The following is a 25,181-nucleotide window of genomic DNA, read 5'->3' as shown; positions in this document are numbered from 1 at the left end:
TCTCCTGTTAATAGAACGCCTGCAGACCGGTTTGCGCGCGCCCCAGGATCAACGCGTGAACGTCGTGAGTACCTTCATAGGTATTCACCACTTCCAGGTTGACCAGGTGACGGGCCACACCGAACTCGTCGGAAATACCGTTGCCCCCCAACATGTCACGGGCCATCCGGGCAATATCCAGCGACTTGCCGCAGGAGTTACGCTTCATGATCGAGGTGATTTCGACCGCCGCAGTGCCTTCATCTTTCATGCGCCCCAGACGCAGGCAACCTTGCAGTGCCAAGGTGATTTCGGTCTGCATGTCGGCCAGCTTCTTCTGGATCAGCTGAGTCGCGGCCAATGGGCGACCGAACTGCTGACGATCAAGGGTGTACTGGCGAGCGGTGTGCCAGCAGAATTCGGCAGCGCCCAACGCGCCCCAGGAGATGCCGTAGCGCGCCGAGTTGAGGCAAGTGAACGGACCTTTCAGACCACGCACGTCGGGGAAGATGTTCTCTTCCGGTACGAAAACGTTGTCCATGACAATTTCGCCGGTGATCGATGCGCGCAGGCCAACCTTGCCGTGAATCGCCGGTGCGCTCAGGCCCTTCCAGCCTTTCTCCAGGACAAAGCCACGGATGTCGCCGGCATCGTCTTTGGCCCAGACTACAAATACGTCGGCGATCGGGCTGTTGGTGATCCACATCTTGGCGCCGGTCAGGCTGTAACCGCCGTCGACTTTGCGCGCACGTGTGATCATCGCACCCGGATCGGAACCGTGGTTGGGTTCGGTCAGACCGAAGCAGCCGATCCATTCGCCGGACGCCAGTTTCGGCAGGTATTTCTGTTTCTGCGCTTCGGTGCCGAATTCGTTGATCGGCACCATCACCAGCGAGGACTGTACGCTCATCATCGAACGGTAGCCGGAGTCGACGCGCTCCACTTCACGGGCAATCAGACCGTAGCTGACGTAGTTCAGACCGCTGCCACCGTATTGCTCAGGGATGGTCGCGCCGAGCAGACCGACTTCGCCCATTTCGCGAAAGATCGCCGGATCGGTTTTCTCATGGCGGAAAGCTTCAAGCACGCGTGGCGCCAGGCTCTGCTGAGCGAACTGGGCGGCGGTGTCACGGATCATGCGCTCCTCTTCGGTGAGCTGTTGATCCAGCAGCAAGGGATCGATCCAGTTGAAGCTAGCTTTACCGCCCATGAGTGTGTCCTCGCAAATCGGTGAATTAACGTGGCATTGATCCTAGGCCCGCTTCGCCAACGCGGCAAACGAGGATTTCGCATCCTGTTGTGCTAATTTCTCACTCCGAAACGTCGCTGAATGCCTTTTATGCGGCGCATTAGTGAGGTTGACGTACATGCGCAGGAAGATACCCAGCACCACAGCCCTGATTAGCTTCGAAGCCGCCGCTCGCCACGAAAGCTTTACCAAGGCCGCCGAAGAACTTTCACTCACCCAGGGCGCCATTTGCCGACAGATTGCCAGCCTTGAGGAGTTCCTCAGTGTGGAACTGTTCCGACGCTCGCGACGCGGTGTGAAGCTGACAGAAGCGGGGCTGTCCTACAGCCGTCGGGTGGCCACGCAACTCGATGCCGTCGAGCGCGACACGCTCTCGGTCATGGGTCAACAGGGCACCAACGTGATCGAACTGGCGGTAGTGCCCACTTTCGGCACGCAATGGCTGCTGCCACGGCTCAAGGATTTCCAGCTCAAGCACCCGGAAGTGACAGTTAACCTCACCAACCGCACCCGCCCGTTCCTGTTTGCCGATACTGATTTCGACGCGGCGATCTACTTCGGCGACGCCGATTGGTCGGGTACCGAATCCCACAGACTGATGGGCGAAAATCCGATGCCGGTGTGCAGCCCTGCCCTACTCGGCAATAGAACGCATCTGACGGCTGACGAGATCGCCGAACTGCCGTTGCTGCAACAAACCACTCGCCCTTACGCGTGGCGCCAATGGTTTAACTCACAGCACCTGAACATCCCCCGCGACATGACAGGCCCACGCTACGAGCTATTCTCCATGCTGGCCCAGGCGGCCATGCACAACATGGGTATCGCACTGATTCCGCCGTTCCTGATTCAACGCGAACTGGCCGAGAAACGCTTGGTGATCGCCAACCCGGATGCACTCTCCAGCATCAAGGCGTATTACCTGATGATTCCGGAGCGCAAGGTCGAATCGGCGTCACTCAAGGCATTTCGCGATTGGCTGGTCAATCAGGCAAACAGCTACAGCCTAGAAGGATAAAGGCTTACAACAATTACTAACCCGGTAGTCAGGAAATCCAAAGCCCTACAGATATAAGTATTTGTCGCAAAATCGCAGACTGTATCCGAAAGTCGTACAGACGTCCCACAAGCGCCTGCTGACGTGGCTTTGAGCCCCTATTGACGACTCATTACGTCCTATTCACGTCGCCGATGAGAATTTTTTTCAGATTCGGCCAGAATCCTTGTAAGGCACGGCCTACAAGGGATTCAACTGGCCATCTGCGACATTCGGTCACGGGATGACTTGTAGTTAATTTTCCGTCACCCGTCATAATCCCTTGAAGGGCATAAAGTTCGCCTGCAAAATGCCGCGCCCCGCCCTGATTTGGCGGGATCGTGCTGATCGGCCGCCCCAGTCGCACCATCCGCAGTGCCTGGGTTTACTCAATAAGATCACGCAGGAGATTTGACGTGCACATTGGTGTTCCTCTCGAAACCCAGACCGGTGAAACACGGGTTGCTGCAACCCCGGAAACCATTAAAAAGCTGATCAGCCAAGGTCATAAGGTCACTGTGCAAACCGGCGCCGGCGTCAAAGCCAGCGTTGTCGACAGTGCCTATGAAGCGGCGGGCGCAACCATTGGCAGTGCCAGCGATGCGTTCGGTGCCGAGCTGATTCTCAAAGTAGTCGCCCCCAGCGACGCCGAACTGGCGCTGATAAAGCGCGGCGCGGTGCTGGTTGGCATGCTCAACCCCTTCAATAACGAAACCATCGCCAAAATGGCCGAGTGCGGGATTACCGCGTTCGCCCTGGAAGCGGCGCCGCGTACGTCTCGGGCGCAGAGTCTCGATGTGTTGTCGTCGCAGGCGAACATTGCCGGCTACAAGGCTGTGTTGCTGGCCGCGCACTACTATCCGCGCTTCATGCCGATGCTGATGACCGCTGCGGGTACCGTGAAAGCGGCGCGTGTGCTGATTCTTGGTGCCGGCGTGGCCGGGCTGCAGGCGATTGCCACGGCGAAACGTCTGGGCGCGGTGATTGAAGCGTCTGATGTGCGTCCGGCGGTGAAGGAACAGATCGAATCCCTCGGCGCCAAGTTCGTTGACGTCCCTTACGAAACTGACGAAGAGCGCGAATGCGCGGTCGGTGTCGGCGGTTACGCGCGGCCAATGCCGGTAAGCTGGATGCAGCGTCAGGCCCAGGCTGTGCATGAGCGCGCCAAGCAGGCCGATATCGTCATCACCACCGCCCTGATCCCGGGCCGCAAGGCACCGACGCTGTTAAGCGCAGACACCGTGGCACAGATGAAGCCGGGCTCGGTGGTAATCGACCTCGCGGCAGCCCAGGGCGGCAACTGCCCGCTGACCGTCGCCGATCAGGTTGTGGTCGAGAACGGCGTGACCATCGTCGGCCCGACCAACCTCGCCGGTGAAGTCGCCGCCGATGCTTCGGCGCTGTACGCCCGCAACCTGCTGGACTTCCTCAAGCTGGTGTTCACCAAAGAAGGCCAGTTCGACGTCAACCTCGAAGACGACATCGTCGCCGCGTGCCTGATGTGCCGCGACGGCCAAGTCATCCGCAAAAACGCCTAAGCAGGGATTCAGACGATGGAAGAGCTTATCTCCCCCGGTATCTACAACCTGATCATCTTCGTGCTGGCGATTTATGTCGGTTATCACGTGGTCTGGAACGTTACACCCGCGCTGCACACGCCACTGATGGCGGTGACCAACGCCATTTCGGCGATCGTAATCGTCGGCGCCATGCTCGCTGCTGCGCTGACCGTCACACCGCTGGGCAAGACCATGGGCACCCTCGCCGTGGCACTGGCTGCGGTCAATGTGTTCGGTGGCTTTCTGGTCACCCGCCGCATGCTTGAGATGTTCAAGAAGAAAGCCCCGAAAGCAAAAGAAGAGGCGCCGAAGTAATGAGCATGAATCTCGTCACGACGCTCTACCTGATCGCGTCGATCTGCTTTATCCAGGCCCTCAAAGGCCTGTCGCACCCAACCACCTCGCGGCGCGGCAATCTGTTCGGCATGCTCGGCATGGCGCTGGCCATTCTCACCACCATCGGCCTCATCTATAAGCTGGGTGCCGAGCTTGCAACTGCCGGTATCGGCTATGTGATCGTCGGCCTGCTGATCGGCGGCACTGCCGGTTCGATCATGGCCAAGCGCGTCGAAATGACCAAGATGCCGGAGCTGGTCGCCTTCATGCACAGCATGATCGGTCTGGCGGCGGTGTTCATCGCCATTGCTGCGGTGGTTGAGCCGCAATCGCTGGGCATCGTCAAGCAACTGGGTGATTCGATCCCGGCAGGTAATCGTCTCGAACTGTTCCTCGGTGCGGCGATCGGTGCGATCACCTTCTCCGGTTCGGTGATCGCCTTCGGCAAGCTGTCGGGCAAGTACAAGTTCCGCCTGTTTCAGGGTGCACCAGTACAGTTTACCGGTCAGCACAAACTGAACGCGGTACTCGGTCTGGCGACGCTGGTGCTGGGTGTGACCTTCATGCTCACCGGCAACCTTGCCGCGTTCGCGCTGATGCTGGCCTTGGCGTTCGTGATGGGCGTGCTGATCATCATCCCGATCGGCGGCGCCGACATGCCGGTGGTGGTGTCGATGCTCAACAGCTATTCGGGCTGGGCGGCAGCGGGTATCGGCTTCTCGCTGAACAACTCGATGCTGATCATTGCCGGCTCGCTGGTGGGTTCGAGCGGTGCGATCCTCTCGTACATCATGTGCAAGGCGATGAACCGTTCCTTCTTTAATGTACTGCTCGGTGGTTTCGGCAATACGGCCGACGCAGGACCTGCCGGTGCGAAAGAAGCCCGTCCGGTGAAATCCGGTTCGGCGGATGACGCGACCTTCCTGCTGACCAACGCCGACACCGTGATCATCGTCCCGGGCTACGGCCTGGCGGTGGCCCGCGCGCAGCATGCGTTGAAAGAGCTGACCGAGAAGCTGACCCACCGTGGCGTGACCGTGAAGTACGCGATCCACCCGGTGGCCGGTCGCATGCCTGGGCACATGAACGTCCTGCTCGCCGAGGCCGAAGTGCCTTACGACCAGGTGTTCGAGATGGAAGACATCAACTCCGAGTTCGGCCAAGCCGACGTGGTGCTGGTGCTCGGCGCCAACGACGTGGTCAACCCCGCCGCCAAGAACGATCCGAAATCGCCGATTGCCGGCATGCCGATCCTCGAAGCGTTCAAGGCCAAAACCATCATCGTCAACAAGCGCTCGATGGCCAGCGGCTATGCGGGTCTGGACAACGAACTGTTCTATCTGGACAAAACCATGATGGTCTTCGGCGACGCGAAGAAAGTCATCGAAGACATGGTCAAAGCGGTCGAGTAATCCTCCGCAGTAGCACCGGACGCCCCGACTTGTCGGGGCGTTTTCGTTTGCGCAAAGCGTCGGACAATTTGCCGCGTTGTTGCAGATCCGGTAACGGTGTTTTACTTCAAACCCGCTAAATAGACGCCTCGTTTGCGACCTTGGTAGCGGGACAGACGCCCGCGAAATTCACTAGACTGCGCATCCTGCTACTCGCTTCCCGAGATAATAATCCATGTACCGTGACCGTATTCGCCTGCCTTCGTTGTTGGATAAAGTGATGAGCGCCGCCGACGCAGCCGCTCTGATTGAAGACGGCATGACCGTCGGCATGAGCGGCTTCACCCGCGCCGGCGAAGCCAAAGCCGTCCCTCACGCACTGGCCGAGCGAGCCAAGGTCACGCCGCTGAAGATCAGCCTGATGACCGGCGCCAGCCTGGGCAACGACCTCGACAAACAGCTGACCGAGGCCGGCGTGCTGTCGCGACGCATGCCATTTCAGGTCGACAGCACCTTGCGCAAGGCAATCAACGCCGGCGAAGTGATGTTCATCGACCAGCACCTGTCGGAAACCGTCGAGCAACTGCGCAACCAGCAACTGAAGCTGCCAGACATCGCGGTAATCGAAGCCGTGGCCATCACCGAGCAGGGCCACATCGTGCCGACCACTTCGGTGGGCAACTCGGCAAGCTTCGCGATTTTTGCCAAACAGGTAATCGTCGAGATCAACCTGGCGCACAACGCCAACCTCGAAGGCCTGCATGACATCTATATCCCGACCTACCGCCCAACGCGCACGCCGATCCCATTGGTTAAAGTCGACGACCGTATCGGCAGCACCGCAATCCCGATCCCGCCGGAAAAGATTGTCGCCATCGTCATCACCCAGCAGGCAGATTCGCCGTCCACGGTGTCGACCCCGGATGTCGACACCAACGCCATTGCCGAACACCTGATCACCTTCTTCAAACAGGAAGTCGATGCCGGGCGCATGACCAACAAGCTTGGCCCGCTGCAGGCCGGGATCGGCAACATTGCCAACGCGGTAATGTGTGGCCTGATCGATTCGCCGTTCGAAGACCTGACCATGTATTCCGAAGTACTGCAGGACTCGACCTTCGACCTGATCGACGCCGGCAAGCTGAGTTTCGCGTCTGGCAGCTCGATCACTCTGTCAGAGCGGCGCAACAGTGATGTGTTCGGCAATCTGGAGAAGTACAAGGACAAACTGGTGCTGCGCCCGCAGGAGATCTCCAACCATCCGGAAGTGGTGCGTCGTCTGGGCATCATCGGCATCAACACTGCGCTGGAGTTCGACATCTACGGCAACGTCAACTCCACCCACGTCTGCGGCACACGGATGATGAACGGCATCGGTGGTTCCGGAGACTTCGCGCGTAACGCACACCTCGCGGTGTTTGTGACCAAGTCGATCGCCAAGGGCGGGGCGATTTCCAGCGTGGTGCCGATGGTCAGCCACGTTGACCACACCGAGCATGACGTCGACATCCTGGTGACCGAAATCGGTCTGGCCGACCTGCGCGGCCTGGCCCCGCGGGAACGTGCCCGGGTGATTATCGATAACTGCGTACACCCCGATTACCGCAAGGCGCTGAATGATTACTTCACCGCCGCCTGCGCCATCGGCGGTCATACCCCGCACATCCTGCGCGAAGCCTTGAGCTGGCACATGAACCTGGAAGAAACCGGTCGCATGCTCGCGGTGTAATTCGTACAGTCAAACCGCTGATGCAAACACAGTTTGTGTCAGCGGTTTTTTCATCCTTCCTATTCGACAAAAACTGTACTGCTGTACTGGTTGTTTCCTACGGCTTTTGCCTACTCTCTCCCTCAATTTGAGCAGAAATGCACCACAAAAGTGCGGACAGGTACAGTTTGCTCAATTTTGACCCATACACCACCTATAAACAGTTAACTGGTCACTCACAATACAGTTGAACTGTATCTAGAGAGACTAGGCAAACGAGAGGATCATGGGCACCAGTTAAACCACTACCTGATCCCGCCACAAGCGGAAGGATGTCAACCATGGAACGTACACTCAGTTCCGAACTGTTCTTCGAAGACAAAGCTGCAAAAACCCAGGCTTCCCTGCCTCTGCGCGTTATCGCCAACCTGATGTTGTGGCAGCGCCGCATCTCCAGCCGCCACCAACTGGCTCGTCTGGATTCGCGTCTGCTGGCTGACGCCGGTATCAGCGAAGCACAACGCTACGAAGAGTTGAGCAAGCCGTTCTGGCGCTAAGTAGCGTCGCTGGCTCTGGTCGCTAGACCCACCGCCAGCAACCCGAATTGAACACACAAGACCCGTCGCGGGAAACCGCGACGGGTCTTGTCGTTTCAGGGTTCGAAAGGCCCGTACAGCAGGTTGTTCAAACAACAGGTACAGTTCTAAAGAATCAAAATCTGAACCAGTACAATTCTTCATCGGTGTATCTGTCGGCAAAACTGCATCGGGCGCAGCCTGTCCTTAACCCTCCTCGGCTTAAGGAAAATGCCATGAAAGACTTACAGGATGTTTCGACAGCGTCGATTCAACCCCTCGTTCACTCGCACCTGCTGCGGCGCCTGGTTCGTAGCCTGTGGCAGGGATTGGAGCGCGCCAGGACGCGGCGTCTGTTGGCCCAGCTGGGGCAGCGCGACCTCGCGGATCTGGGTCTGAGCCACGCCGATCGGCTCAACGAACTGGAGAAACCCTTCTGGCGCTAGCATTCTGCCCACTGTCCGAACCTTGCGCGCAGGCCTAATATCCATGGCAGAACGTGGCGAATCTTCTGTAACCCGCGTCTGAGTCTCAGACACAAGCCACCTCTCAATACGGTTTACTATCAGGAGATACACCATGTCCCGTCTTCGCCTGCTCAGCGCTGCCGCCTTGCTGGCCGTGGCTGCCAACGCCAGTGCCTCGAGCTTCATCGTCACCACCGACGCCGTGGTTGGCGCGCTGAAGTCCTCTTCGGACGCCACGTCCGACGTCAGCTCTTCGCTGCGTGACAACAAAGTCGTGATCGCCGCCCGTGACGACGCAGCCAGCTTCGTCGCCAGCGAAGGCCAGATCCGCGGCGTGAAACTGGAAAGCGCCCTGGACCTGATCCGCCACCAGGCACCACAACTGAACGCGACCGACTTCCAACTGGCTCAAGCCATTCTGGCGATCTGATCAGACGTTGCCGGACGGGACACGCCAGTCGTGTCCCGATGTTTCGCCACTGGCTCTGGCCCGGGCATTACGCTAGCCTTGAGATTCGCTAGCCGTTATCGAGTCCCATGCGTTTTCTGACCAAACTGCTTATCCCCTGTGCCTTGTTCAGCACCTTCTGGGCGACCTCGGTCGATGCCTTTGATGTCTCCACGCAAAATACTGTGGTGACGGTATGGGCCACCGGAATGGTGTCTTCCGCGCCATTCGACCGTAAACTGATCATCGCCGCTCACGATGACGCGGCGGCGTTTGTTGCCAGTGACGGCGAATTGCGCGGCGCGCAGCTCGAATCCGCCCTGCATTACCTGCGCAAATCCCGACCAAAACTTCATGTCAGCGACCTTGAACTGGCACAGGCAATTCTCGTCCAATAGTTATCTCAGTCCTTCGTTATCATTGCCCTTCCGGAGTCGTTCCATGCGTAGCCCGCTGATTGCTGCCGCCCTTGGCCTGTTTTTATTGGCCGACGTGGCCCAGGCGCACACCCTGGTAGCCACCAGTAACATCATCGTTCGTGCCTCCCAGCGCACCATCGATTTCACCTCCGATACCACCACGTCGATTCGCGATTCGAAAATCATCCGCGAAGCCCATGACGATGCCGCCAGTTTTGTTGCCACCAACGGCGATATCCGTGGTGCGCACCTGGAAGCCGCCCTCAACACCTTGCGCACGCGAGTGCCGGAAGCCCGCGACGCCAGCGATCAGGTGCTCGCCGAAGCCATTCTTGCCCTGTGAAGTCACTCGGCGCCTGGCTACTGGCCGGGGCGTTGTTGCTGCTTGGCAACAGCGCCCACGCCAGCCTGCAACTGCGGCTCAAGACCGACGGCCTGAGCCCCGCCCAGCAACAGGCCAGTCAGGCGCTGCTCGATGAAGCGATGCAGAAGCTGCCGCCCAGCTTCGTCGAACAGCTGGACCGGCGCATCGACGTCGGCTGGTCCGACGACATGCCCGGCAACGCCTACGGCCAGGCGACCCTGGTTGCCGAACTCGACCTGAACCGCAAACTGCTCGCCGGCCTCACCGACGGCAGCGCGGCCAAAGAAAAAACCAATCGCCCTCACGGCACCGTGCGCCAGGAACTGCTGGCAACCGTGTTGCACGAGCTCACCCACATTTATGACCGCGCGCGCCTGTGGCCCACCGCCGAGCGCACGCTGATCCAGCGCTGCACTCGCCGCAGCAACAGCGCCGGCCTGATCGGCATTCCCGACGAGTGTCGCGGCCAGACCGAACGCCGCTTCACCCTCAGCGATGACCCGCGCCTGCTCGACCTCGCCGGCTGGCAACAGTACGTCGGGCGGCGCGGCGAGCGTGAACAGCACAACCGCCAGGTGGCCCGAAGCCCGGATCTGTATGAGATTTCCAGTCCGAAAGAGTTTGTCGCGGTCAACATGGAGTATTTCCTCCTCGACCCGAGCTACGCCTGCCGACGTCCTGCGCTCTACCGCTACTACAAGGAGCGCTTCGGCTGGGCACCGCCGGCCAAGGACACCTGCAGCAACACCTTCGCCTTCCTCAATGCCGGCAACGACTTCGCCAAACAGCCACTGGGACAGGTCGATCCGGAGCGGGTGTATGCCGTCGACTACTTGCTGGCCGAAGCCAACCAGAATTGGGTCAGCCGCTGGGGCCACAGCATGCTGCGCCTGGTGATCTGTGCGCCGGGACGACCACGGGGCCCGGATTGCCGGCTCGACCTCGACCAGCATCTGGTGTTGTCGTACCGCGCATTTGTCGGTGACGTGCAGCTGTCGAGCTGGGACGGACTGGTCGGCAAGTACCCGTCACGGCTATTCGTGCTGCCACTCGCCCAGGTCATCGACGAATACACCAAGACCGAACTGCGCAGCCTCGCTTCGGTACCGCTGAACCTGTCGCGCAAGGAAATTGAAGAAGTGGTCGAACACGCCGCCGAGATGCACTGGAGTTACGACGGCAACTACTTCTTCCTGTCCAACAACTGCGCCGTGGAAAGCCTCAAGCTGTTGCGCAGCGGCAGCAATAACAAGCAACTGATTGGCCTGGACAGCATCATGCCCAACGGTTTGCTTGAAGTGCTCAAAGGCCGTGGCCTGGCCGACACCAGCGTACTCGACAATCCCAAGGAAGCTCTGCGCCTGGGTTATCGCTTCGATTCGTTCCGCGATCGCTATCAGGCGATGTTCGATGTCTTGAAGAAGCAGTTGCCGATCAAACAGACCACCGTCGAGGACTGGCTATCGCTGTCTGCCGAAGAACGCCGGCAGTGGTTCGAGCGCGCAGACCTGCGCACCAGTGCAGCGTTGTTGCTGCTGGAACAGGCGAGTTATCGCCGCCAGTTGCTGCTGGCCCAGGATGAGGTCAAGCAACGCTACCTCGGTGCCCGGGAGCTGGAGAACGGTGGCATGGACAAGGCCAACGCAACCCTGCAGGAAATTCTCGCCAACAGTGGCTTCCTCAGTCGTCCGGCGGAACTGCTCGACAGCCGCGGTTACGGTTTGCCGCAACCGAGCGAGTTCAAGCGCCTGCAGGACGAAAGCAGCCAGCGCCAGAAGCAACTGCTGGCGCTGAGCGGTGATCTGGACAAGGAAGTGCGCAAGTTACTGGAGCCACAGCGAGCGGCCGAGATTGCCGCCAGCGAAGCCAACGTGAAGCAGATCGGCGAGCATCTGCGCAAATTGCACAAGACCTCCGGCGGGCTGGAGTTGCCTTAAAAGCAAAAGATCGCAGCCTGCGGCAGCTCCTACAGAGATAAATGTAGGAGCTGCCGCAGGCTGCGATCTTTTTACTGCCTGTAAATCAGTACAAAACACCGTCCAGAATTTCGTAAACGATCCCGGTACCCACCGCGATCAGCACAATGTCCCCACCGGCCCGGCGCCACTCATAACCCGGATACACCGGCAGACGGCTCAGCGCCCGCCCGTCCAGCCGCTCGCCATAGTAACCGTGCGGCAACGGTCGGCCGCGTTCCAGATGGATGCCCGGCGGTGGCGGAGCGCCACGTACGAAGTAGCCGTGGTTGTCGCGAATGGTCTGCCGCACCGGGCCGAAGTCGTGTGGCGGGCCACCACGGTGATCGTTCTGCGGACCACGGTGATCGTCACCACGGTTATCGTAGTGGCCCGGTTGCGGGCCGCCGTGGTCATGATCATCGCGTGGATCGGCGCTGGCCAGCAGCGGCGTCGCGCTGAGCATCAGCACGCCCAGTCCGGCAATCAGACGTTTCGGCATTTTCATCGGGTCTTTCCTCACGGCACCAACAGCAAAAAAGGGATTCAGAACGTGGTTCTGAATCCCTCGGTCTTGCTCAATTAGGCTGTGTTGGGAGGGGGTAATTCCTCTGTATCAGGAACTTTACCTTCAGCTGACGCGGGCCTGACGAACGCCTTCGGACAGCGCCTTGCACAGACCCAGCACACCATCGACCGCCTGGGCCGGCGTGGTCGCATTGGCGATGTGATCGATCAGTGCCGAGCCCACCACCACACCGTCCGCCAGGCGGGCGATGGACGCTGCTTGCTCAGGAGTACGGATACCGAAGCCGATGCTGATCGGCAGATCAGTGTGTCGACGCAGGCGAGCCACCGCTTCTTCGACATGCTCCAGAGTCGCGGCACCGGCACCGGTCACACCGGCCACCGACACGTAGTAGACGAAGCCCGAGCTGCCATTGAGCACTTTCGGCAGACGCGCATCGTCAGTGGTCGGGGTGGTCAGGCGGATGAAGTCAAGACCGGCAGCCTGTGCCGGGTCGCACAGTTCATTATTGTGCTCTGGCGGCATGTCGACCACGATCAGACCATCGACACCAGCGTCTTTGGCATCAGCGATAAAACGTTCAACGCCATACATGTGGATCGGGTTGAAGTAGCCCATCAGTACCAGCGGCGTGTCGCTGTTGCCTTCGCGGAACTCACGCACCATCTGCAGGGTTTTCGCCAGATTCTGCCTGGCGCCCAAGGCACGGATGTTCGCCAGTTGAATCGCCGGGCCGTCGGCCATCGGGTCAGTGAACGGCATGCCCAGCTCGATCACGTCGGCGCCAGCGCCGGGCAGGCCTTTGAGGATCGCCAGCGAGGTGTCGTAGTCCGGATCACCGGCGGTGACGAAGGTCACCAGCGCGGCGCGATTCTGTTGCTTGAGGTCGGCAAAACGGGTTTGCAGGCGGCTCATCAGTGTTTCTCCTGCTTGGACTGTTCCATGTGATGCATGACGGTCTGCATGTCTTTGTCGCCACGGCCGGACAGGTTGACCACCATCAGGTGATCCTTCGGCAGTTTCGGCGCGCGCTTGAACACTTCAGCCAACGCATGAGCGCTTTCCAGTGCCGGGATGATGCCTTCGAGGCGGCAGCACTGGTGGAACGCAGCGAGGGCTTCGTCGTCGGTGACCGAGGTGTACTGAACGCGGCCGATGTCATGCAACCAGGCGTGCTCAGGGCCAATGCCCGGATAATCGAGACCGGCGGAAATCGAGTGGGCGTCGATGATCTGGCCATCGTCGTCCTGCAGCAGGAAGGTACGGTTGCCGTGCAGCACACCCGGCACGCCGCCATTGAGGCTGGCCGCATGCTTGCCGGTTTCGATGCCGTAACCGGCTGCTTCGACGCCGATGATCTCGACGCTCTGGTCGTCGAGGAACGGGTGGAACAGGCCCATGGCGTTGGAACCGCCGCCAATGCACGCCACCAGGCTGTCCGGCAGACGACCTTCCTGGGCTTGCAGCTGCTCGCGGGTTTCCTTGCCGATCACGGCCTGGAAGTCGCGCACCATGGCTGGGTACGGGTGCGGGCCGGCCACGGTGCCGATCAGGTAGAAGGTGCTGTCAACGTTGGTCACCCAATCACGCAGCGCTTCGTTCATTGCGTCTTTCAGGGTGCCGGTGCCGGCCACCACCGGAATCACTTCGGCGCCCAGCAGCTTCATGCGGAACACGTTGGCCTGCTGCCGCTCGATGTCCGTGGTGCCCATGTAGATCACGCAATCCAGACCGAAACGTGCGGCCACGGTAGCGGTCGCCACGCCGTGCATGCCGGCACCGGTCTCGGCGATGATGCGTTTCTTGCCCATGCGCCGCGCCAGCAGAATCTGGCCGATGCAGTTGTTGATCTTATGCGCGCCGGTGTGGTTCAGCTCTTCGCGCTTGAGGTAAATCTTCGCGCCGCCGCAGAACTCGGTCAGGCGCTCGGCGAAGTACAGCGGGCTCGGACGCCCGACATAATCACGCTGGAAGTAGGCCAGCTCTTCTTTAAACGCTGGATCTTCCTTGGCCGCTTCGTATTCACGGGCCAGATCGAGGATCAACGGCATCAGGGTTTCCGCCACGTAGCGGCCGCCGAACGCGCCGAACAGGCCGTTATCGTCAGGGCCGCTGCGCAGGTTGGAGGTGTTCGAAGTCTGGGTCATGATGTGCTCCAGGTGAATTCGGGTCATAAGACAATGACGCCACTCTACCCCTGACCTTCCAGGCTGAAAACCGATAAGATCGCCACAACCTGTCAGGAAAACTCACAGATACCATGAGCCATGACCTTCCTCCGCTGAACGCCTTGCGCGCATTCGAAGCCACCGCCCGACTGAACAGCGTCAGTCAGGCGGCCGAACAGCTGCACGTTACTCATGGCGCAGTCAGCCGGCAGCTCAAAGTGCTTGAAGCGCATCTGGGCGTGAGCCTGTTCGTCAAGGATGGTCGCGGCTTGAAACTCACAGATGCCGGAGCTCGTCTGCGCGATGCCAGCGGCGAGGCCTTTGATCGCTTGCGCAGTGTGTGTGCCGAGCTGACGCAGAGCACCGCTGACGCGCCGTTCGTGCTTGGCTGCTCGGGAAGCCTGTTGGCGCGCTGGTTCATTCCACGCCTGGGCCGGCTGAATGCCGACCTGCCGGACTTGCGTCTGCACCTGTCGGCTGGCGAAGGTGATCTCGATCCACGGCGCCCGGGTCTCGATGCCTTGCTGCTCTTCGCCGAGCCACCATGGCCGGCAGACATGCAGGTCTACGAACTGGCCGCAGAACGCATCGGCCCGGTGCTGAGCCCGCTGTTCAGCGGTCATCAACGCCTGCAGGCAGCGCCGGCGTCAGCCTTGCTCAGCGAGCCGCTGCTGCACACCACATCGCGTCCGCAAGCCTGGCCGAGCTGGGCACAGCAAAATCACCTCGACGCCAAGGCGTTGAAGTTGGGGCAAGGTTTTGAGCATTTGTATTATCTGCTGGAAGCCGCAGTGGCCGGACTCGGCGTGGCAATCGCGCCCGAGCCGCTGGTGGCCGAAGACCTGAAGGCCGGTCGCCTGGTTGCACCGTGGGGCTTCTGCGAAACCCCGGCGCAACTGGCGTTGTGGCTACCCAAGCGCGCCGCAGACGGGCGCGCCCGGCAACTGGCGCAGTGGCTCAAGAACGAGCTGCGCCAGACGGATCACTCGCCGCGCTTGAACAGCAGGTAAGCGGCCAGCAGACCGATCGCACCGACGGCCACACCGGCAGTGGTCCAAGGATGTTCCTGAGCGTAATCGCGGGTGGCGATGCCGGTCTCGCGGGTTTTCACTTTGACTTCTTCATAGGCGTCGCTGAGCAGGCTGCGCGAATGTTTCAGCGCGCTTTCAGCGTTGCTCTTGAGTGCCTTGAGCGTCTTGCGCGACTCGTCCGAAGCGTCGTCTTTGAGGCTTTCCAACGATTTGAGCAGACTCTCGATCTCGGCTTCCATGCTTTGCAACGAGGCTTTACGTAAAGAGGTGTTGGCCATGGTGGCTCTCCTGCATTGGTGATGAGTGGCGTGTGTTGGTTGGGACTTCAGCGGTTTGAGAAAGTGCAGAAAATCTGAACTTCGCGTGCATCGAGCCGCCGAAATCAACAGTGCAGATTCACTGCTAGTCTCAAATCCACACGTCAAGGAGATCGCCATGAGTGACCATCACACCTACAAGAAAGTCGAGCTGGTCGGCTCGTCCACCAGCAGCATCGAAGACGCCATCAACAACGCGCTGGCCGAAGCCAACAAGAGCATCAAGCATCTGGAGTGGTTTGAAGTGGTCGAGACGCGTGGCCACATCAAGGACGGCAAGGCTGCGCATTTCCAGGTAACCCTCAAAGTCGGCTTCCGCATTGCCAGCAGCTGAGTTTGGGCTACGCTTCTGAACTTGCGCGCTGGCCGAGTGCCATAGGAATGGCAAAGCGCTACAAGGTGAGCGCATCGGCATAGCCGGTGCCCGCCTCTTTTAATCCGACCAGGGAGTGCGACCGATGAAGAAGTTCATATTGGCAGTAGGTTTGTTGAGCCTTGCGGGTGGCGCGTTGGCTGCTGGCAAGCCTTGTGAAGAGTTGAAAAGCGAGATCGCGGCGAAGCTGGATGCCAAGCACGTTTCCGGGTATTCGCTGGAAGTCGTCGACAAGGGTGCGGCCGCTGACGGCAAAGTCGTCGGCACCTGTGAAGGGGGCGCCAAGGAAATCGTCTACAAACGCGGTTGATTGCGCCTGAAATGCAAAAGCCGACGCGAAGGCGTCGGCTTTTTTGTGGGCGATGATTTACATGCAGGAGCTGCGGCACGCTGCGATCTTTTGATCGTGGCTTTGAAAAATCAGATCAAACGATCGCAGCCTCGTTTCACTCGACAGCTCCTACAGGGCGCCGCGTTTATCCTTTCATGACCTGCGCCAGCAGTTCGTAGGAATGCAGGCGATCGGCGTGTTCATACAGGTCGCAAGTGAAAATCAGCTCGTCGGCCTGGGTCTGCTCGACCAGCACTTCCAGTTTCGCGCGAATCTTCTGCGGGCTGCCGACCATCGCCAGGCCGAGGAAATCCCCCACCGCCTCGCGCTCATGGGGCAGCCACAGGCCGTCCATGGTTTTCACCGGTGGACGTTGCACCAGACTCTGCCCACGCATCAGCGCGAGGATTCGCTGGTACACCGAGGTCGCCAGATAATCGGCCTGCTCATCGGTATCCGCCGCCACCAGCGGCACCCCGAGCATCACGTACGGCTTGTCGAGCACCGCCGACGGTTTGAAGTGGTTGCGATAGACGCGAATCGCCTCATGCATGAAGCGCGGGGCGAAGTGCGAGGCGAAGGCGTAGGGCAACCCGCGTTCACCGGCCAGTTGCGCGCTGAACAGGCTGGAACCAAGCAACCAGATCGGCACGTTGGTACCGGTGCCGGGCATGGCGATTACCCGTTGGTCCGGGGTACGCGGGCCGAGGAAACGCGCCAGCTCGGCAACGTCTTCCGGGAAATCGTCGGCACTGCCGGAGCGTTCGCGGCGCAGAGCGCGGGCCGTCATCTGATCGGAGCCGGGCGCGCGGCCCAGCCCCAGGTCGATGCGTCCCGGATAGAGGCTTTCAAGAGTGCCGAACTGCTCGGCGATCACCAGCGGTGCGTGGTTGGGCAGCATTACTCCGCCAGAGCCGACGCGAATCGTCGAAGTCCCCCCGGCCAGATATCCCAACAGCACCGAGGTGGCGGAGCTGGCGATGCCGTCCATGTTGTGGTGCTCGGCCACCCAGAAGCGGGTGTAGCCGAATTTCTCGACGTGCTGCGCCAGGTCCAGCGAGTTGCGCAGCGATTGCGCCGGGCTACCGTTCTCGCGCACCGGCACCAGATCGAGGGTGGAAAACTTTACGTCGGACAGTTGCTTCATAAACCTGCGTCTCCGAGTGGGGTGCAGGTTTTTTCTTGCGAACGAAAACCTGCCGAATTCATAAGCGTGTTCTGTGCAATGAGGGCATATACCCGAGTTTCAATAGCTGAGGGAAAAATCCTACTAAAAAAGTCAACGATTCACCTGAGCTGAACTTTGTCCCGGCGTCTATCCTCAGAAGCCTTGCAAGCAAAAACCACGACGGCGCGGCGTTCCGCGCCAGTTCTTGAGGAGGCAGACATGGCTATCGTGAAGAAAGCATCCGCACATTGGGCAGGCGATCTGAAAACCGGCATCGGCTCGATCTCTACCGAGACCGGCGTCCTCAGAGAAGCGCCTTACGGCTTCAAGGCCCGCTTCGAGGGCGGCAAAGGTACGAACCCGGAAGAACTGATCGGCGCCGCCCATGCCGGCTGTTTTTCCATGGCGTTTTCAATGATTCTCGGTGATGCGGGCCTGAAGGCCGAAAGCATCGATACTCAGGCAGAGGTCACACTGGACCAAGTGGATGGCGGCTTTGCCATCACTGCAATCAAACTGATTCTCAAGGCGAAAATCCCGGGCGCTACTCAGGCGCAGTTTGAAGAACTGAGCACCAAGGCCAAGGAAGGGTGCCCGGTATCCAAGGTATTGAATGCGAAGATTACCCTTGAGGCTTCGCTGGTCAGCTGATTTGCGCAGTCTTCGACAAAGGCGTTGCTGGCACAGACGCCTTCGCGGGCAAGCCCGCTCCCACAGGATTTGGGTCGGCCCCTAACCTGTGGGAGCGGGCTTGCCCGCGAAGGCGATTTGAATAGCACCGCAATTGCTGAAGATGTGAGCGACATCAGAACCTGCGCTGCAAGAATATGGTCGAATAAGTGACAGCAGCTTCAGCGCACGCCCGTGCGCGCTGCCCCATGGAGCTTCAGGATATGAAACGTATTGGCTTGGCGATCCTCTGCAGTGCACTGGCCACTTCGGTTTTTGCGGCACCGAAAGACTGCGAAGAACTCAGGAAAGAGATCGAAATAAAGATTCAGGCTAAAGCAGTGCCGTCCTACACACTGGAAATCGTCAGCAAGGAAGAAGCCGCAAAACATGACATCGCCATGGTGGTCGGTTCATGTGAGAACGGCAGCAAGGCGATCATCTATCAGAAGAACGACAGCTGAGTCGTCTCAGTTAATGCAGTTGTAGTCGCGATCCTCGGCGACGATTTCGCGTTTGGCGTTGTACAGTCGGGCACTCGGGGTGAACCCTAGCGAACGACCTTCCAGCAGATAACGCTGGCCGGCTTCGAAATGGTCGTAGCGGATGTACAGGTAGCACAGGCGCTCGACCGGGCCAGTCATTAGCGCACCGCCGCCTCCAAACACCTCGAAGTCAAACCGCACACGCAGCTCGTGGCTACCAGGCGTGACCTGAAAGAAACGCCCATCGGTCAGCCGTTGATTGTCCAGGCGCTCGGCCATCAGCAATTTGCCGCCCGGGGTCGGGGTTGAGAAGTCGACCCAGGCCATTTGCGGATCGACCGGTGGCAGTGGCGTCTGGCAGCCGGCGATAGCGCCGACTGCGAGCAACAACATCAACTTGCGCATGATGGATGTCCAAGGATTCAGACCTCCAGCATAGCGCTGATCACGTGCGCTGACAGCCTGCCGGCGTGCCTTGGCCGACCACGTTGCGCTGCTCGTCATAGAGCTTCGCCCATGGCCGGAAGCCGATGCTGCCAGCTTGCAATTGATAACGCTGTCCGGCGTTGAATTCCTTGAATGTCAGCTTCAACTGGCAGTCGCGCCACAGAGGCTCGGCGTCGGGGCCGATGTTGGTGGCTTCGACCGGGAATTGGTAGCGCACCTTCAATTCGTGGCTGCCGGGCTGCACTTCGAAATAACGTTTGTCGACCGTGGCCCGGCTATCGACCTGCAGCGCTTGCAGCGCGGTGTCCTGTTGACGGGCATCGAGATCGATCCAGGCTTGCGAGGGGTCAGGGTCGGGCATTCCGAATCCGGCACATCCGGCCAGCGTCAGCAGGCCTCCTGTCAGCAACAACATGCGCATAGCGAAGCTCCAAATGGCGGGATAGTCTTGCGGGCAGACTTTCCAAAGGATTTTTATTTTGAGCAGGCCGCTTCCAAGCCATGGGTTACTTGATCGCGTTTTTCGGATTTTGTTTCCGGGTGTGATGTTTTTGTTGCTCAACGGTTGTTCCAGCGTCAGCTATTACAGCCAGTTGGCGAGCGGCCAATTGCAGTTGCTGCGCGCGCGCGAGCCAGTGGCCAAGGTGATCGCCGACCCGAGCCGCGACGCCAAGCTGCGCACGCACCTGAGCCAGTCACAGAAGGCCCGGAGCTTTGCCAGCGAACACCTGCACCTGCCGGACAACCAGAGCTATCGGCTGTACGCCGACATTGGCCGGCCCTATGTGGTGTGGAACGTGTTCGCCACCCCGGAGTTTTCCCTGAAGCCGCAGAACCATTGCTTCCCGATCGCCGGATGCGTGGCCTATCGCGGCTACTACAGCCAGAGCGCCGCGCGCGGCGAAGCGGCGATCCAGCGTCTGCAAGGCATGGATGTGTCGATTGGCGGCGTCGAGGCCTATTCGACCCTCGGCTGGTTCAATGACCCGATCCTCAATTCGATGATGGGCTGGGGCGATGAGCGCCTGGCCACGCTGATCTTTCACGAACTGGCGCATCAGCGCTTCTACGTGAAGGACGACACCGAGTTCAACGAGTCCTTTGCCACGTTTGTCGAGCAGGAAGGCACCCGCCAGTGGCGGGCGTTTCGTGGCCTGCCTGCGGATACCGACTCGCGGCTAAAGCAGCGTGATCAGTTCATTGAGCTGGTGCTGGAAACACGCTCACGCCTGGAAAAGCTCTACGCTCAGCCGCTACCGGCCGAGCAGATGCGCGAACGCAAAGCGGCGACGTTCGAGCAGTTTCGCCGCGATTACCGGGTCATGCGCGACAACCAGTGGGCTGGGGACAAGCGTTATGACGCTTGGGTGAATCTGCCGCTGAACAATGCGCGGTTGTTGCCGTTTGGGCTGTATGACCAGTGGGTGCCGGCGTTTGCGGCGCTGTTCAGGCAGGTTGGCGGGGATTGGGTGCGGTTTTATGTTGAGGTCGAGAAGCTAGGCGGGTTACCTGTCGCGGAGCGTAAAGCGGCCTTGAAAACTTTGGCCGGATCTTGAACTGATGTCGGCTGATCCGGCCTCATCGCTGGCTTGCCAGCGATGGCGCTATGATCAACGCCGCAAAAACGCCTGATGCAACTCGGCCAACGTCTCAAAGTGATAAGCCGGCGCCTCGGCACTCAACTCTTCAAAACTGCCAAACCCATACCCCACCGCCGCCGCGTCCACGCCGTTGCTGCGCGCGCCGATCAGATCATGCTTGCGATCGCCGATCATCAGCGTGTTGCGCGGATCCAGCCCTTCCTCAGCGATCAGGTGCGCAATCAGCTCGACCTTGTTGGTCCGCGTGCCATCCAGCTCACTGCCGTAGATCACCTTGAAGTGTTTGGCGAAGTCGAAGTGCCGGGCGATTTCCCGGGCGAACTCCCACGGTTTGGACGTCGCGATATACAGCTGTCGCCCTTGGCCGCTCAGGGTTTCCAGCAGCGGCGTGACGCCGTCGAACACACGGTTCTCGTACAGGCCGGTGACCTTGAAGCGCTCGCGGTAGAAATTCACCGCCTCCCAGGCCTTGGCCTCGTCGAAGCCATAGAACTGCATGAACGCCTGCAACAGCGGCGGGCCGATGAAGTGTTCAAGTTTGCTCAGGTCCGGCTCGTCGATGCCGAGCTTGCTCAAAGCGAACTGGATGGATCGGGTGATGCCCTCTCGCGGGTCGGTCAGGGTGCCATCGAGGTCGAACAGTACAGTCTGATAATGCATGAGAAATCCTGAGCAGGTGTAGGTCGATTCAGGGCCGGTCGTAGCCTTCGGCCAGATGCAGGTCCTTGAGCTTCACGTAGTTCGCCGCGCTGTAGGTGAAGAAGGCGCGTTCCTTGTCGGTCAACGGACGGACCTGTTTCACCGGGCTGCCCACGTACAGGAAGCCGCTTTCCAGGTGCTTGCCCGGTGGTACCAGGCTGCCGGCGCCGATGATCACGTCGTCCTCGACCTGCGCGCCGTCCATGACAATGCTGCCCATGCCGATCAACACGCGACTGCCGACGCTGCAGCCATGCAGCATGACCTTGTGAGCGATGGTCACGTCATCGCCGATCAGCAGCGGGAAACCGTCCGGGTTGAACGGCCCGGCGTGGGTGATGTGCAGCACGCAGCCGTCCTGCACGCTGGTGCGCGCACCGATGCGGATGCGGTGCATGTCGCCACGGATCACGGTCAGCGGCCACACGGAGCTGTCTTCGCCGATTTCGACGTCGCCGATCACCACCGCGCAGGCGTCGACAAACGCGCCTTTACCGAGCTGCGGGGTGTGATTCTGGTACTTGCGAACGGACACGATAATTTCTCTCTCTGTCGCCGATAGCTGCGGTGAGTGCCGATTGTAATTAAGATGGGCGCATGTTTCTCCCAGCCAAGGTGCCAACCGTGAGCGTGAACAACCCTCTTCTGCAGTCCTACGACCTGCCGCCGTTCTCCACGATCCGTGCCGAACACGTGCTGCCAGCCATTGAAACGATCCTGGCCGACAACCGCGCCGCCATCGCCGAAATCCTCAAGACTCAAGTCGAGAACCCGACCTGGGCCGGCCTGGTATTGGCGATGGACGAACTCAATGATCGCCTCGGCGCTGCGTGGAGCCCGGTCAGCCACCTCAACGCCGTGTGCAACAGCGCTGAACTGCGCGAGGCCTACGAGTCGTGCCTGCCGGCCCTGAGCGCCTACTCCACCGAAATGGGTCAGAACCGCGAGCTGTTCCAGGCTTATGAAGCGCTGGCCAACAGCCCGGAGGCGGCCAATTTCGACGTGGCGCAAAAAACCATTCTTGAACACGCCCTGCGCGATTTCCGTTTGTCGGGTATCGACCTGCCGGAAGCCGAACAGAAGCGTTACGCCGAAGTGCAGAGCAAACTGTCCGAGCTGGGCAGTCGCTTCTCCAACCAGTTGCTCGACGCCACGCAAGCCTGGACCAAGCACATCACCGACGAAGCCGCCCTCGCCGGCCTGACCGACTCGGCCAAGGCGCAAATGGCCGCTGCCGCCCAGGCCAAAGGCCTTGATGGCTGGCTGATCACCCTGGAGTTCCCGAGCTACTACGCGGTGATGACCTACGCCCAGGATCGTGCCCTGCGGGAAGAAGTCTACGCTGCCTACTGCACCCGTGCGTCGGATCAAGGCCCGAACGCCGGGCAGAACGACAACGGCCCGGTGATGGAAGAGATCCTCGACCTGCGTCAGGAACTGGCAAAACTCTTGGGCTTCGCCAGCTTCTCCGAGCTGAGCCTGGCCACGAAAATGGCCGAGTCCAGCGATCAGGTGCTGAGCTTCCTGCGCGACCTGGCCAAGCGCAGCAAACCGTTTGCCGCGCAGGATCTGCAGCAGCTGCGCGCCTTCGCCGCCGAACAGGGCTGCGCCGATCTGCAGAGCTGGGACAGCGGTTTCTACGGGGAAAAACTCCGCGAGCAGCGCTACAGCGTCGCTCAGGAAACCCTGCGCGCCTACTTCCCGATCGACAAAGTCCTCGGCGGCCTGTTCGCCATCGTTCAGCGTCTGTACGGCATCGAGATCGCCGAGCTGAAAGGCTTCGACACTTGGCACCCGGATGTTCGCCTGTTCGAAATCAAGGAAAACGGCCAGCACGTCGGGCGCTTCTTCTTCGACCTCTACGCCCGCGCCAACAAGCGTGGCGGCGCGTGGATGGACGGCGCCCGCGACCGTCGCCGCACCGTCGACGGCGTGCTGCAAAGCCCGGTGGCCAACCTGGTGTGCAACTTCACCCCGGCCGACAGCGGCAAGCCTGCGCTGCTGACCCACGATGAAGTGACCACCCTGTTCCACGAATTCGGCCACGGCCTGCATCACCTGCTGACCCGAGTTGATCACGCCGGTGTTTCCGGGATCAACGGCGTGGCGTGGGATGCGGTCGAGCTGCCGAGCCAGTTCATGGAAAACTGGTGCTGGGAACCGGAAGGCCTGGCGCTGATTTCCGGTCACTACGAAACCGGCGAGCCGCTGCCGCAAGACCTGCTGGAGAAAATGCTCGCAGCGAAGAACTTCCAGTCCGGCCTGATGATGGTGCGGCAGCTGGAATTCTCGCTGTTCGACTTCGAACTGCACGCTACCCATGGTGACGGCCGCAGCGTGGCGCAAGTGCTGGAAGGCGTGCGCGACGAGGTGTCGGTGATGCGTCCACCGGCGTACAACCGCTTCCCCAACAGCTTCGCGCACATCTTCGCCGGCGGTTACGCGGCCGGCTATTACAGCTACAAGTGGGCGGAAGTGCTGTCGGCGGATGCCTTCTCCAAATTCGAAGAGGATGGCGTGCTCAACGCCGACACCGGTCGCGCCTTCCGCGAAGCGATTCTGGCGCGTGGCGGTTCGCAGGCCCCGATGGTGCTGTTCGTCGACTTCCGTGGCCGTGAGCCATCGATTGACGCACTCTTGCGCCATAGCGGCCTGAGTGAGGACGCAGCAGCATGAGTGAGGCACCTGTGATTACCAAGAAGCGCTTTATCGCCGGGGCTGTCTGCCCGGCGTGCAGCGAGCCGGACAAACTGATGATGTGGAACGAGGACAGCGTGCCGCACCGCGAGTGCGTGGCCTGCGGTTACTCGGATACGCTGAACGAGCAAGGGCTGTCGGTTCCCAAGGAACTGGGCACGCGGGTCAATACCAGCGCGCTCAAGCCGGCGCCGGACAAGACGGTCCAGGCCGTGCAGTTCTTTCCGAATCCGAAGCTGAAGAAAAAGTCCGAAGACTGAGCCGGCAAATAACCCTCCACGGTGCAATGCCGTGGAGGGTGCGGCTTACTTGAGGTTGACTGACTGGAACCAGCTCTTCATCGAGCAAGTGGCAAAGGCACTGGTGCTGCAGTCGCCGTTGGCCAGCGCGGTGCGCAGTTTGTCGACATCGGCCTGCATCACGTAGCGCACGCCATCCTTGAAATGGCCGCTTTCACCAAAACCGCCCTGCGTCATTTCATTCAGCGCGTCTTCCTTGCTCCAGCCCTGCACCACGATTCGGTACATCGCCGCCATCAGGCCGGTGCGGTCGGAACCGTGTTTGCAGTGCATCAGCACCGGGCCGTTGGCTTCGGCAGCCTGAATCGCGCGCAGCGTCTTGAGCACATCGGCGTCATCGACGTGGTTGGTGCGATAAGGCAGTTGCACTTGATTGATGCCCGGCTCGGACAGCCAATTGCTGTCGGCTTCCGGCAGGAAGTTGATCACCGTCGCCACTTTGAGATTTTTCAGCAACGGCACCGCGCCGCCATCCGGCAAGGCACTGCGGTACAGCGTTGGCGACATCTGGAACAGGTTGTACTGCACTTCCACCGGTTGCGCCCACTCCGGCGGGCGCGATGTGACAGCGGCATCAGCCTGGGCCGGCATCAAGTGCAGCAGAGCGACAAGCGACAAACACAAAACAGGAAAAAGACGCACTCGAGACATGCTGGGCTGACCGTAATCGGAATTCATCAATGAAAGGCCTCGCAGCTTCCACGTCTGACGGTCAAAGCCCTGTGAGGCTCTTGTCAAAGAATTGTGAATCCGGGCGATTTCATTGAGTGCCGGGTAAAAAACCGAGGCTTTTTCCCACTGAATCGGTTCATCCCGATGATTAGCCTGCTACCATTTGTCACACGATGTTGCAGGCGTCCCCCTTTTCCCGGTCAAACGGG

30 protein-coding genes are annotated in these 25,181 nt (G+C 60.2%); 19 read left to right on the top strand and 11 right to left on the bottom strand.

Going from position 1 to position 25,181, the window contains the following annotated elements; translation table 11 throughout:
* Window positions 1-7 precede the first annotated feature (7 nt).
* Window positions 8-1,189: an acyl-CoA dehydrogenase gene (locus GTQ41_RS00715; RefSeq protein ID WP_003220420.1), complete on the bottom strand. Its 1,182-nt coding sequence runs from the start codon at window positions 1,187-1,189 to the stop codon at window positions 8-10.
* A 157-nt stretch (window positions 1,190-1,346) separates the two neighbouring features.
* Between GTQ41_RS00715 and GTQ41_RS00710 the strand changes: the two genes are divergently transcribed.
* From GTQ41_RS00710 to GTQ41_RS00660, 11 genes are all read left to right on the top strand, one after another.
* Window positions 1,347-2,246: a LysR family transcriptional regulator gene (locus GTQ41_RS00710; protein WP_047297498.1), complete on the top strand. Its 900-nt coding sequence runs from the start codon at window positions 1,347-1,349 to the stop codon at window positions 2,244-2,246.
* 434 nt (window positions 2,247-2,680) lie between these two features.
* Window positions 2,681-3,802 carry a Re/Si-specific NAD(P)(+) transhydrogenase subunit alpha gene (locus tag GTQ41_RS00705; protein WP_047297497.1) on the top strand — a complete coding sequence of 374 codons (1,122 nt, stop codon included), beginning with the start codon at window positions 2,681-2,683 and terminating at the stop codon, window positions 3,800-3,802.
* Between the two features lie 15 nt (window positions 3,803-3,817).
* Window positions 3,818-4,138, top strand: a complete 321-nt coding sequence (locus GTQ41_RS00700; RefSeq protein ID WP_003220416.1) for an NAD(P) transhydrogenase subunit alpha — start codon at window positions 3,818-3,820, stop codon at window positions 4,136-4,138.
* A complete protein-coding gene (locus tag GTQ41_RS00695; RefSeq protein WP_047297496.1) occupies window positions 4,138-5,571 on the top strand; it encodes an NAD(P)(+) transhydrogenase (Re/Si-specific) subunit beta in 1,434 nt (477 codons plus the stop codon). The genes GTQ41_RS00700 and GTQ41_RS00695 overlap by 1 nt, the downstream gene beginning before the upstream one ends.
* 214 nt (window positions 5,572-5,785) lie before the next feature.
* Window positions 5,786-7,279, top strand: coding sequence for an acetyl-CoA hydrolase/transferase family protein (locus GTQ41_RS00690; RefSeq protein WP_047297495.1), 1,494 nt, complete (start codon window positions 5,786-5,788; stop codon window positions 7,277-7,279).
* Between the two features lie 320 nt (window positions 7,280-7,599).
* Window positions 7,600-7,815, top strand: a complete 216-nt coding sequence (locus GTQ41_RS00685; protein ID WP_003220409.1) for a DUF1127 domain-containing protein — start codon at window positions 7,600-7,602, stop codon at window positions 7,813-7,815.
* Window positions 7,816-8,069: 254 nt separating this feature from the next.
* Window positions 8,070-8,279 carry a DUF1127 domain-containing protein gene (locus tag GTQ41_RS00680; RefSeq protein WP_047297494.1) on the top strand — a complete coding sequence of 70 codons (210 nt, stop codon included), beginning with the start codon at window positions 8,070-8,072 and terminating at the stop codon, window positions 8,277-8,279.
* A 133-nt stretch (window positions 8,280-8,412) separates the two neighbouring features.
* On the top strand, window positions 8,413-8,730 hold the full coding sequence (locus tag GTQ41_RS00675) for a DUF2388 domain-containing protein (RefSeq protein WP_007962831.1): 318 nt from the start codon (window positions 8,413-8,415) through the stop codon (window positions 8,728-8,730).
* A gap of 107 nt (window positions 8,731-8,837) precedes the next feature.
* Window positions 8,838-9,146, top strand: a complete 309-nt coding sequence (locus GTQ41_RS00670; protein WP_047297493.1) for a DUF2388 domain-containing protein — start codon at window positions 8,838-8,840, stop codon at window positions 9,144-9,146.
* Window positions 9,147-9,189: 43 nt separating this feature from the next.
* Window positions 9,190-9,510, top strand: coding sequence for a DUF2388 domain-containing protein (locus GTQ41_RS00665; protein ID WP_007911662.1), 321 nt, complete (start codon window positions 9,190-9,192; stop codon window positions 9,508-9,510).
* The gene (locus GTQ41_RS00660) at window positions 9,507-11,468 is read left to right on the top strand and encodes a DUF4105 domain-containing protein (protein ID WP_047297492.1); all 1,962 of its coding nucleotides are present in this window, start codon (window positions 9,507-9,509) and stop codon (window positions 11,466-11,468) included. Before GTQ41_RS00665 ends, GTQ41_RS00660 begins: the two co-directional genes overlap by 4 nt.
* 85 nt (window positions 11,469-11,553) lie before the next feature.
* On the opposite strand, the gene GTQ41_RS00655 is transcribed toward GTQ41_RS00660, so the two are convergent.
* The 3 genes from GTQ41_RS00655 to trpB form a co-directional block, all read right to left on the bottom strand.
* Complete coding sequence (locus tag GTQ41_RS00655; RefSeq protein WP_047297491.1) at window positions 11,554-11,994, bottom strand: anti-virulence regulator CigR family protein; 441 nt, start codon at window positions 11,992-11,994, stop codon at window positions 11,554-11,556.
* A 123-nt stretch (window positions 11,995-12,117) separates the two neighbouring features.
* Window positions 12,118-12,930: a tryptophan synthase subunit alpha gene (gene trpA, locus GTQ41_RS00650; RefSeq protein ID WP_047297490.1), complete on the bottom strand. Its 813-nt coding sequence runs from the start codon at window positions 12,928-12,930 to the stop codon at window positions 12,118-12,120.
* Window positions 12,930-14,162 carry a tryptophan synthase subunit beta gene (gene trpB / locus GTQ41_RS00645; RefSeq protein WP_041074734.1) on the bottom strand — a complete coding sequence of 411 codons (1,233 nt, stop codon included), beginning with the start codon at window positions 14,160-14,162 and terminating at the stop codon, window positions 12,930-12,932. The genes trpA and trpB overlap by 1 nt, the downstream gene beginning before the upstream one ends.
* Window positions 14,163-14,275: 113 nt before the next feature.
* Here trpB and GTQ41_RS00640 point away from each other — a divergent pair, with 113 nt between their 5' ends.
* Window positions 14,276-15,193, top strand: a complete 918-nt coding sequence (locus GTQ41_RS00640) for a LysR family transcriptional regulator (protein ID WP_047297489.1) — start codon at window positions 14,276-14,278, stop codon at window positions 15,191-15,193.
* Here GTQ41_RS00640 and GTQ41_RS00635 read toward each other — a convergent pair.
* Window positions 15,166-15,492, bottom strand: a complete 327-nt coding sequence (locus GTQ41_RS00635; protein WP_003220391.1) for a YqjD family protein — start codon at window positions 15,490-15,492, stop codon at window positions 15,166-15,168. The genes GTQ41_RS00640 and GTQ41_RS00635 overlap by 28 nt on opposite strands.
* Window positions 15,493-15,649: 157 nt before the next feature.
* Between GTQ41_RS00635 and GTQ41_RS00630 the strand changes: the two genes are divergently transcribed.
* Together GTQ41_RS00630 and GTQ41_RS00625 are read left to right on the top strand one after the other, a co-directional pair.
* On the top strand, window positions 15,650-15,865 hold the full coding sequence (locus GTQ41_RS00630; RefSeq protein ID WP_027610201.1) for a dodecin: 216 nt from the start codon (window positions 15,650-15,652) through the stop codon (window positions 15,863-15,865).
* A gap of 124 nt (window positions 15,866-15,989) precedes the next feature.
* Window positions 15,990-16,214 (top strand): DUF1161 domain-containing protein, encoded by a 225-nt coding sequence (locus GTQ41_RS00625; RefSeq protein ID WP_047297488.1) that lies wholly within the window; start codon window positions 15,990-15,992, stop codon window positions 16,212-16,214.
* Window positions 16,215-16,380: 166 nt separating this feature from the next.
* On the opposite strand, the gene GTQ41_RS00620 is transcribed toward GTQ41_RS00625, so the two are convergent.
* Complete coding sequence (locus GTQ41_RS00620) at window positions 16,381-17,382, bottom strand: LLM class flavin-dependent oxidoreductase (protein ID WP_047297487.1); 1,002 nt, start codon at window positions 17,380-17,382, stop codon at window positions 16,381-16,383.
* Between the two features lie 240 nt (window positions 17,383-17,622).
* Here GTQ41_RS00620 and GTQ41_RS00615 point away from each other — a divergent pair, with 240 nt between their 5' ends.
* Complete coding sequence (locus GTQ41_RS00615; RefSeq protein ID WP_047297486.1) at window positions 17,623-18,054, top strand: OsmC family protein; 432 nt, start codon at window positions 17,623-17,625, stop codon at window positions 18,052-18,054.
* Between the two features lie 242 nt (window positions 18,055-18,296).
* Window positions 18,297-18,536, top strand: coding sequence for a DUF1161 domain-containing protein (locus tag GTQ41_RS00610; protein ID WP_047297485.1), 240 nt, complete (start codon window positions 18,297-18,299; stop codon window positions 18,534-18,536).
* A 6-nt stretch (window positions 18,537-18,542) separates the two neighbouring features.
* On the opposite strand, the gene GTQ41_RS00605 is transcribed toward GTQ41_RS00610, so the two are convergent.
* Both GTQ41_RS00605 and GTQ41_RS00600 read right to left on the bottom strand, forming a co-directional pair.
* Entirely contained in the window at window positions 18,543-18,962 is a 420-nt protein-coding gene (locus GTQ41_RS00605) for a lipoprotein (RefSeq protein ID WP_047297484.1), read from the bottom strand.
* A 40-nt stretch (window positions 18,963-19,002) separates the two neighbouring features.
* Window positions 19,003-19,425 carry a hypothetical protein gene (locus tag GTQ41_RS00600; RefSeq protein ID WP_047297483.1) on the bottom strand — a complete coding sequence of 141 codons (423 nt, stop codon included), beginning with the start codon at window positions 19,423-19,425 and terminating at the stop codon, window positions 19,003-19,005.
* Between the two features lie 58 nt (window positions 19,426-19,483).
* Here GTQ41_RS00600 and GTQ41_RS00595 point away from each other — a divergent pair, with 58 nt between their 5' ends.
* Window positions 19,484-20,560 (top strand): aminopeptidase, encoded by a 1,077-nt coding sequence (locus GTQ41_RS00595; RefSeq protein WP_047297482.1) that lies wholly within the window; start codon window positions 19,484-19,486, stop codon window positions 20,558-20,560.
* A 54-nt stretch (window positions 20,561-20,614) separates the two neighbouring features.
* On the opposite strand, the gene GTQ41_RS00590 is transcribed toward GTQ41_RS00595, so the two are convergent.
* Window positions 20,615-21,265 (bottom strand): HAD family hydrolase, encoded by a 651-nt coding sequence (locus GTQ41_RS00590; protein WP_047297481.1) that lies wholly within the window; start codon window positions 21,263-21,265, stop codon window positions 20,615-20,617.
* Window positions 21,266-21,293: 28 nt separating this feature from the next.
* Window positions 21,294-21,839 (bottom strand): gamma carbonic anhydrase family protein, encoded by a 546-nt coding sequence (locus GTQ41_RS00585; RefSeq protein ID WP_047297480.1) that lies wholly within the window; start codon window positions 21,837-21,839, stop codon window positions 21,294-21,296.
* Between the two features lie 89 nt (window positions 21,840-21,928).
* Between GTQ41_RS00585 and prlC the strand changes: the two genes are divergently transcribed.
* Both prlC and GTQ41_RS00575 read left to right on the top strand, forming a co-directional pair.
* Window positions 21,929-23,980 (top strand): oligopeptidase A, encoded by a 2,052-nt coding sequence (gene prlC / locus GTQ41_RS00580; RefSeq protein ID WP_047297513.1) that lies wholly within the window; start codon window positions 21,929-21,931, stop codon window positions 23,978-23,980.
* Complete coding sequence (locus GTQ41_RS00575; protein WP_007962808.1) at window positions 23,977-24,261, top strand: YheV family putative zinc ribbon protein; 285 nt, start codon at window positions 23,977-23,979, stop codon at window positions 24,259-24,261. The genes prlC and GTQ41_RS00575 overlap by 4 nt, the downstream gene beginning before the upstream one ends.
* A gap of 45 nt (window positions 24,262-24,306) precedes the next feature.
* On the opposite strand, the gene GTQ41_RS00570 is transcribed toward GTQ41_RS00575, so the two are convergent.
* Window positions 24,307-24,951: a dual specificity protein phosphatase family protein gene (locus GTQ41_RS00570; RefSeq protein ID WP_047297512.1), complete on the bottom strand. Its 645-nt coding sequence runs from the start codon at window positions 24,949-24,951 to the stop codon at window positions 24,307-24,309.
* Between the last annotated feature and the right edge of the window lie 230 nt (window positions 24,952-25,181).

This window comes from Pseudomonas sp. AN-B15, assembly GCF_019056475.1.
GTDB lineage: Bacteria > Pseudomonadota > Gammaproteobacteria > Pseudomonadales > Pseudomonadaceae > Aquipseudomonas > Aquipseudomonas parakoreensis.
Note: the sequence above shows the minus strand (reverse complement) of the source record. Positions and strands in the feature narration are given on the sequence as shown.